The organism is Streptomyces sp. 13-12-16 (assembly GCF_002114215.1).
GTDB lineage: Bacteria > Actinomycetota > Actinomycetes > Streptomycetales > Streptomycetaceae > Streptomyces.
Genome location: NZ_NCTE01000130.1, coordinates 1 through 6,620 on the forward strand (window position 1 = coordinate 1; position 6,620 = coordinate 6,620).

At 71.8% G+C, this 6,620-nt stretch carries 6 protein-coding genes; 4 read left to right on the forward strand and 2 right to left on the reverse strand.

The window, feature by feature from the left end; translation table 11 throughout:
• From B7767_RS06075 to B7767_RS06085, 3 genes are all read left to right on the forward strand, one after another.
• A partial coding sequence (locus tag B7767_RS06075; RefSeq protein WP_256923334.1) for a bifunctional polysaccharide deacetylase/glycosyltransferase family 2 protein occupies positions 1–2,259 on the forward strand: 2,259 nt, incomplete at its 5' end.
• On the forward strand, positions 2,259–3,386 hold the full coding sequence (locus tag B7767_RS06080; RefSeq protein ID WP_085571221.1) for an acyltransferase: 1,128 nt from the start codon (positions 2,259–2,261) through the stop codon (positions 3,384–3,386). The genes B7767_RS06075 and B7767_RS06080, both read left to right, overlap by 1 nt.
• Positions 3,383–4,078 (forward strand): demethylmenaquinone methyltransferase, encoded by a 696-nt coding sequence (locus B7767_RS06085; protein ID WP_085571222.1) that lies wholly within the window; start codon positions 3,383–3,385, stop codon positions 4,076–4,078. The genes B7767_RS06080 and B7767_RS06085 overlap by 4 nt, the downstream gene beginning before the upstream one ends.
• Here the strand turns inward: B7767_RS06085 and B7767_RS06090 are convergent.
• Both B7767_RS06090 and B7767_RS06095 read right to left on the reverse strand, forming a co-directional pair.
• Positions 4,065–4,406, reverse strand: a complete 342-nt coding sequence (locus tag B7767_RS06090; RefSeq protein WP_085571223.1) for a PASTA domain-containing protein — start codon at positions 4,404–4,406, stop codon at positions 4,065–4,067. The two genes, B7767_RS06085 and B7767_RS06090, sit on opposite strands and share 14 nt — an antisense overlap.
• Positions 4,407–4,496: 90 nt before the next feature.
• The gene (locus tag B7767_RS06095; protein ID WP_085571224.1) at positions 4,497–5,033 is read right to left on the reverse strand and encodes a GNAT family N-acetyltransferase; all 537 of its coding nucleotides are present in this window, start codon (positions 5,031–5,033) and stop codon (positions 4,497–4,499) included.
• Positions 5,034–5,131: 98 nt separating this feature from the next.
• On the opposite strand from B7767_RS06095, the gene B7767_RS06100 reads away from it, so the two are divergent.
• Positions 5,132–6,415: a geranylgeranyl reductase family protein gene (locus B7767_RS06100; RefSeq protein ID WP_085571225.1), complete on the forward strand. Its 1,284-nt coding sequence runs from the start codon at positions 5,132–5,134 to the stop codon at positions 6,413–6,415.
• Positions 6,416–6,620: the final 205 nt, after the last annotated feature.

The following is a 6,620-nucleotide window of genomic DNA, read 5'->3' on the forward strand; positions in this document are numbered from 1 at the left end:
CCCGCGCGCGGCCGGCGCCGCGCCCCCACCCGTATCGAGCGCGCCGCCGGGCGGGCCGCCGCGCTGCACCGGCCGCGGGTCCTCCTCGCGCTGCTGCTCCTGCTCGCCCTGACCTGCGTGATGCTCCTCGACGGCTATCTGCGCGCCGAGGTCGGCGACGACCAGCGGGTCCGCACCGGGGCCTCGTCCTCCGAGGTGCCCGACGAGGTCCTCGACGGCGGACCGATCCTCACCTTCCCCGGCGGGCAGGCCGAGACCGTCTCCGTCCCGGACAAGACGATCGTGCTCACCTTCGACGACGGACCGGACCCCACCTGGACGCCGAAGGTCATGGAGGTCCTGGAGGAGCACGACGTGCCCGGCACGTTCTTCGTGGTCGGCTCGATGGTGTCGCGCTACCCCGACATCGTGAAGGACCTGGTCGACCAGGGCAACGAGATCGGCGTCCACACCTTCACCCACGTCGACCTGTCGTACCAGAGCTCCGCCCGCGTCACCCGCGAGATGGAGCAGACCCAGCTCGCGCTCGCGGGTGCGGCCGGGATCACCACCACGCTGTTCCGGGCGCCGTACTCCTCCAAGCCGGACGCCGTCGACAACTACAGCTGGGAGGTCTACCAGCAGCTCGGCGAGGACGGGTACACCAGCGTCTTCATCGACACCGACAGCGAGGACTGGAAGGAACCGGGCGTCGCGAAGATCGTCGAAGGGGCCACCCCGGAGGACGGGGAGGGCGCTTCGGTGCTCTTCCACGACTCTGGCGGCGATCGCACGCAGACCGTCGAGGCGCTGGCGGAGTACATCGAGAACATGCAGGCGGAGGGGTACACCTTCACCACCGTCAGCGGTGCCATGGCCGAGCAGCAGCAGCAGCAACAACAGCAGCAGTCCGCCGGGGCCGACGGATCCGGAGCGGGCGGGCCCGCCGCCGGCGCTCCGTCCGGCACCGGCAGCCGGCTCCAGGCCTCCCACCGTCCCGCCACCGGCACGATCCTCTACGAGGGCAAGGCGCTCGTCGCGGCCGTCACCGTCGCCGAGTGGACGGTGCCCGCGCTCTCGGCCGGCCTGGTGATCGTGGGCGTGGCCGTCATGGGGCGGTTCGGTCTGATGCTCGTCCTCGCCCGGCGCCACCACCGGCAGCGCAACAGACGCCGCTTCGGCTGGGGGCCGCCCGTGACCCGGCCGGTCAGCGTGATCGTCCCGGCGTACAACGAGAAGGAGTGCATCGAGAACACACTGCGGTCGCTGGCCGGAAGCACCCATCCGATCGAGATCATCGTCGTCGACGACGGCTCCACGGACGGTACGGCGGAGCTCGCCGAAGGACTCGGACTGCCGGGCGTCCGGGTGATCCGGCAGGAGAACGCGGGCAAGCCGGCCGCCCTGAACAACGGCATCCGCAGCGCCCGGCACGACATCGTCGTGATGATGGACGGTGACACCGTCTTCGAACCGGACACCGTGGGCCGCCTGGTGCAGCCCTTCGCCGACCCGTCGGTGGGCGCCGTCGCGGGCAACGCCAAGGTCGGCAACCGCTCCACGCTCATCGGCGCCTGGCAGCACATCGAGTACGTGATGGGCTTCAACCTCGACCGGCGCATGTACGACCTGCTGCGCTGCATGCCGACCATTCCCGGCGCGATCGGCGCGTTCCGCCGCGAGGCGGTCCTCCAGGTCGGCGGGATGAGCGAGGACACCCTCGCCGAGGACACCGACATCACCATCGCGCTGCACCGGGAGGGCTGGCGGGTCGTCTACGAGGAGCACGCCCGCGCGTGGACCGAGGCCCCCCGCTCGCTGCGGCAGCTCTGGTCACAGCGCTACCGCTGGTCGTACGGCACCATGCAGGCGCTGTGGAAGCACCGCGGGTCCCTCACCGACAAGGGGCCCTCGGGGCGGTTCGGGCGGGTCGGCATGCCGCTGGTGGTGCTCTTCCAGATCGTCACGCCGGTGTTCGCGCCGCTCATCGACGTGTTCACCGTGTACTCGATGCTCTTCGTCGACTTCCGGGCGGCCCTGCTGGCCTGGCTGGCCGTCCTGGCCGTGCAGCTGGTGTGCGCCGCGTACGCCTTCCGGCTCGACCGGGAGAAGTACCGGTACCTGCTGATGATGCCGCTGCAGCAGTTCGCGTACCGGCAGATGATGTACCTCGTCCTCATCCACTCCTGTGTCACCGCCCTGACCGGCGGCCGGCTGCGCTGGCAGAAGCTGAAGCGGACGGGCGAGGTCGGGATGCCGTCGGCGGGGACGGGCGGCTGATGGGGGCGCACCGCAAGGGGGCCGCACGGGCCGGACGGGCCGGACGTCCGGAACCGGCGGCCCCGGCCGGCCCGTCGTCCCCGCCGGGCCGCGACGGGTACTTCGACCTCCTGCGCGCGGTGGCCCTCGTCCGGGTCGTGGCGTACCACACCTTCGGCTGGGCCTGGGCGGGGATGGTCTTCCCGTCGATGGGGGTGATGTTCGGGCTGGCCGGCACCCTGATGGCCAGGTCGCTGCGGCGTCCCGCGCTCACGGTGATCCGGGGCCGGGTCCGCCGCCTGCTGCCGCCGTTCTGGTTCTGGGGCTTCTTCGTGGTCACCGCGATGCTGGTGCACGGCTGGATGCCGGGGTGGCGGATCGTGTACTGGATCGTGCCGCTCGGCGACCCGCCGGGCAGCGCCTGGGCCGGGCAGGCCTGGGAGATCGTCTGGTACCTGCGGACGTACCTGTGGTTCGTGCTGCTCTCCCCGCTGCTGCTGCGGATCTTCCGGCTGTCGCCGGTCGTGGTGCTGGTGCTGTCGCTCGTCCCGGTCGTCGTCCTCACGTACCTGTGGCAGCCGCCGGAGGGGCGGCCCGGCAGCGCCCTCACCGACCTCGCGACGTTCCTGTTCTGCTGGCTCCTCGGCTTCGCCCACCACGAGGGGGTGCTCGGGCGGCTGCGCCCCCTCGCCGTCGCCGTGGCGTCGCTCGCCGCGCTCGCCTACGGCGGCTGGTACGCCCTCGCCCACCGGTCCGCGTACGGCGGCACCTACGACCTGGACGACAACCCGCTCGCGCAGGCCTTCTGGTCGGCCGGGTTCGTGACGCTGCTGATGTACGCCAAGGAGTACGCGGGCCTCGTGGGCCCGTCCCGCTCCCGGCTGGTGACCGTGTTCAACGCGCGCGCCGTGACGATCTACCTCTGGCACGAGGTGGCGCTGGTCCTGGCCGTGCCGCTGATCGACCGGTTCTGGGAGGTGCCCGCGTTCGAGGCGCACCTGCCGCTGGGGAGCCAGTGGTTCCTGTTCGGCGTCGGCTGGGTCCTGATCGGCGCCTTCGTGCTCGCGTGCGGCTGGGTCGAGGACGTCGCCGCCCGCCGGAAGCCGACGCTCCTGCCGGGCGGGCGGGCTGCAAGAATGGGCGCGTGACCCGCGCATCCCTGGACAAGCAGCCGCACGAAGTCGCCTCGATGTTCGACGACGTCGCGGAACGATACGACCTGACCAACGACGTGCTGTCCCTCGGCCAGGACCGGCGATGGCGCAAGGAGGTCGCCAAGGCCGTCGACGCCCGGCCCGCGCAGAAGATCCTGGACCTGGCGGCCGGCACGGGCACCTCGTCGATGCCCTTCGCCCGCGCCGGCGCCTACGTCGTGCCCTGCGACTTCTCCCAGGGCATGCTCCGGGTCGGCAAGCGGAACAACGCCTGGCTGCCGTACACGGCGGGCGACGCGACCCGGCTGCCCTTCAGGGACGACGTCTTCGACGCCGTCACCATCTCCTTCGGGCTGCGCAACGTGCAGGACACGGACGCGGCGCTGCGCGAGATGCACCGGGTGACCCGGCCCGGCGGGCGGATCGTCATCTGCGAGTTCTCGCACCCGACGTGGGCGCCGTTCCGCACCGTCTACACCGAGTACCTGATGCGCGCGCTGCCGCCGGTCGCCCGGTCGGTGTCGTCCAACCCGGACGCGTACGTCTATCTCGCCGAGTCCATCCGCGACTGGCCCGACCAGCCCGCGCTGGCCGGGCGGCTGCAGGGCGCCGGCTGGTCGAAGGTGGCGTGGCGCGACCTCACGGGCGGCGTGGTGGCGCTGCACCGGGGGTTCAAGGAGAGCTGAGCAGCACCGCGTGGGGCGGGGCGGGTTCCTCCAGTTCCCGCTGGAGCCCGCCCGTGGGCGGCACCGGCCCGCGCGGCTCGCGCACCCCTCCGCCGCCCTCGCCCTCACCGAAGTCGAACCACACGTGGACCACGGAGTTCCGCGGCACCTCCGTACCGGGCTGCGGATACTGCCGTACGACGTAGTCGACGACGACGAACGGGAAGTCCGCCCGGTCCGGGGCGTTCACGGACAGGCCCCGGGCCCGGGCCGACTCGCGCGCGTCCACGGCCATCAGTCCGACCAGGCGCGGCACGCGCACTTCGGGCGTCGGTGTCCTGGGTGTCATACGCACGGACGTCACCCCCAAGCGGTACCGGCAGAGTAGACCCGGTGCCGTGCCCGCCGGAAGCATCAAGTGGCTTTCCGTGACAATTGATTACTCTGAGTGACCATCGGGTGCGGGGGTCATCAGGTCCAGCCGGTAGCAGTGGCCCTCCCGCCGGGTGGACGGGATCGTGAACGTCTCGGCGAGCCGCATCCCGAGCCGTCGGGTGACCGCTATGGAACGGGAGTTGCGGGCGTCCACCATCGCCACCACGCCCGTCAGGCCCGCCGCCGTCACCCGCTCCAGTGTCTGCCGGGCCGCCGCGGTGGCGTACCCCTTGCCCCAGTGCTCCCGCGCGAGCCGCCAGCCGATCTCGATCTCGCCCGTCGGGCCCCAGTCGCGCTCCCACGGCTGGGCGCCGGTGAAGCCGATGACCCGGCCGGAGTCGTCGAGCACGGTCCACAGGCAGAAGCCGAGTTGGGCGTCGTGCCGGCGCTGGCGGGCGGTGAGCTCCTCGTAGACCGACAGCTCCGCCGACGCGCCGCCGTGGAACTCCATGACGTCCGGGTCGTCGAAGATCCGGTGCCAGGCGAAGGCGTCCTCGTGGGTGGGGACGCGCAGCCGTACGACGGGGAGAGCTCGGTTCACGGGGGCAGCCCTTCAGCCGGGTGATCACTCGTGCTGAATAGACTGCCCGTGTCCAGTGCCGGTCGGCACGCAGATTTCGAACTTGGGGAGATCCCGCCGTGACCGAGCCCCTCTCCGACAACACCGCCGATGTGATCGTCGTGGGCGCGGGGCCAGCCGGCTCCGCCACCGCGTACCACCTGGCCCGGTCCGGACTCGACGTGCTCCTGCTGGAGAAGACCGAGTTCCCGCGGGAGAAGGTCTGCGGCGACGGCCTCACCCCGCGCGCCACGAAGCAGCTCGTCGCCATGGGCATCGACATCTCCGAGGAGGCCGGCTGGCTGCGCAACAAGGGACTGCGCATCATCGGCGGCGGGGTCCGCCTCCAGCTCGACTGGCCGGAACTGGCCTCCTTCCCCGACTACGGCCTGGTCCGCAAGCGCGACGACTTCGACGAGCAGCTCGCCCGGCAGGCCCAGAAGGCGGGCGCCCGGCTGTACGAGCGCTGCAACGTCGGCGCACCGGTCGTCGACGACCGCACCGGGCGCATCACCGGCGTCAAGGCCAAGCTCGGCGAGGACAAGCGGGAGGTCACCTTCCACGCCCCGCTGGTGGTGGCCGCCGACGGCAACTCCACCCGGCTGTCCCTGGCGATGGGCCTGCACCGGCGCGAGGACCGGCCGATGGGCGTCGCGGTCCGTACGTACTTCACCTCGCCCCGCCACGACGACGACTACCTGGAGTCCTGGCTGGAGCTGTGGGACCGCCGCGGCCCGCAGGACCGGCTGCTGCCCGGCTACGGCTGGATCTTCGGCATGGGCGACGGGACGAGCAACGTCGGCCTCGGCGTGCTCAACACCTCCGACTCCTTCAAGGAGCTGGACTGGCGCGAGGTCCTCAAGGCCTGGTGCGCGTCCATGCCGGAGGACTGGGGCTACACCCCGGACAACATGACCGGCCCGATCCGCGGCGCCGCGCTCCCCATGGCCTTCAACCGCCAGCCGCACTACACGCGCGGCCTGCTGCTGGTCGGTGACGCGGGCGGACTGGTGAACCCCTTCAACGGCGAGGGCATCGCCTACGCCATGGAGTCCGGGCAGATCGCCGCCGACGTGATCGTCCAGGCCCACGCGCGGGCCACTCCGGCCCAGCGGGAGATCGCCCTCCAGCGCTATCCGCGCGTGCTGAAGGACACCTACGGCGGCTACTACACGCTCGGCCGGGCCTTCGTGAAGCTCATCGGCAACCCGAAGATCATGCAGATCGCCGCCCAGCGCGGACTGACGCACCCGATGCTGATGAAGTTCACCCTGAAGCTGCTCGCCAACCTGACCGACCCGACGGGCGGCGACGCGATGGACCGCATCATCAACGGCCTGAGCAAGGTGGCGCCGAAGGCATGACCGGCGCCACGCCGTCCGCCTCGCCCTCGGCCTCCCCCTCGTCCGGTTCCGGGCAGGGCGGCGGTGCTGGTTCCTCCGGTACCTCCGGTTCCGGCACGTCCGGAAGCGCCCGGGGCGGTCCGGCGTCCACGGGTGCCGGCGGGACGGCGCCGATCGGCGGGGCGGCGCTGCCGGCGCCGGTCCCGGCGCGGGCGTGACCGTGCTG